This is a genomic window from Vibrio qingdaonensis, from assembly GCF_026191675.1.
GTDB lineage: Bacteria > Pseudomonadota > Gammaproteobacteria > Enterobacterales > Vibrionaceae > Vibrio > Vibrio qingdaonensis.
Genome location: NZ_JAKRRY010000124.1, coordinates 1 through 1,148 on the forward strand (window position 1 = coordinate 1; position 1,148 = coordinate 1,148).

A 1,148-nucleotide genomic window follows, 5' to 3' on the forward strand; every position below is an offset into this window, starting at 1 on the left:
TGTGCAGCCTTTCGAGGTTGTAATACCTCATGTAGGCTGAAACATCTTTCTTCATATGCGCCCGAGTCGGCTGGTAAACTTTAAATAACCAATCATGCTTCAGGCTACCGAAAAACCGTTCGACTACCGCATTATCCCAGCACGCACCAACATCACCCATACTGGCTCGAATGCCATATCCTTGTAGCAGTTTGCTGTATTTTTTACTTGTATACTGCGAGCCCCTATCACTATGAAACACAAGCCCTTTAACTGGTTGGCGTAAGTTGTAAGCTTTAATTAGCGCCTTGCTAACCAAGTCTGTAGTCATGCGTTTATCAATATGCCAGCCGACGATGCGACGAGAATACAGATCCATGACAACAGCCAAATACATCCATCCTTCTCCGGTTTTCAAGTAGGTCACATCACCGGCCCAAACTTGATCAGGGCCATAGGGTTAAAATTCTGATTCAACAAGTTGTCGGCGACAGCGTCACTGTGCTTGCGTTTGGTTGTCACCTTGTAGGCGACTCGCTGAGTCGCTTTCAAACCTAATTTGTTCATTACACTGCGAACGCGGTAGCGCCCAACAGCAAAGCCTTCCTCGCGTAGCTTTTTCACCATTTCTCGGTTACCAAGACTCTGTCGACTTTTCTCGAAAAGCGCCTTAGTACGACGATACAAATTCAGTGTTTCAGCCGTAATTACCTTAGCAGGACGGGTGAGCCAATCGTAATAAGCTGAGCGACTTACCCTCATCGCTTTACACAGATGAAATGTCGGGTAGTTTTCCGACTCGACCTTTATGAAGTTAAACTTTACTTCATTTCTTTCGCGAAGAAGGCCGACGCCTTTTTTAAAATTTCTTTCTCCATGCGCAACTCTTTGACTTCCTTGCGAAGTCTCTTGAGCTCGTCACGCTCATCATCAGATAGCTCAGTGCCATCAAGTTGTGCTTCGATTTTTTCCTTCCACTTATATAAGACCGTTGTTGTTACACCAACGGCTTCGGCGGCCTGAGGAACGGTATAGCCTTGCTCTCGCACCAATGCTACCGCTTCTTCTTTAAATTCTTTAGGGTAGCGTTTGTAAGCTCTTTTCTGAGTCATTTATCACCTCATTGATCTGACAAAGATTGTCTCTCAATTCGGTGTCCAGTTCCATTA

General features: G+C 45.4%; 1 pseudogene. It reads right to left on the reverse strand.

Annotated features, from left to right (window positions below):
• Positions 1-1,091, reverse strand: a pseudogene (locus MD535_RS25605) (IS3 family transposase); the annotation flags it as partial.
• Positions 1,092-1,148 lie beyond the last annotated feature (57 nt).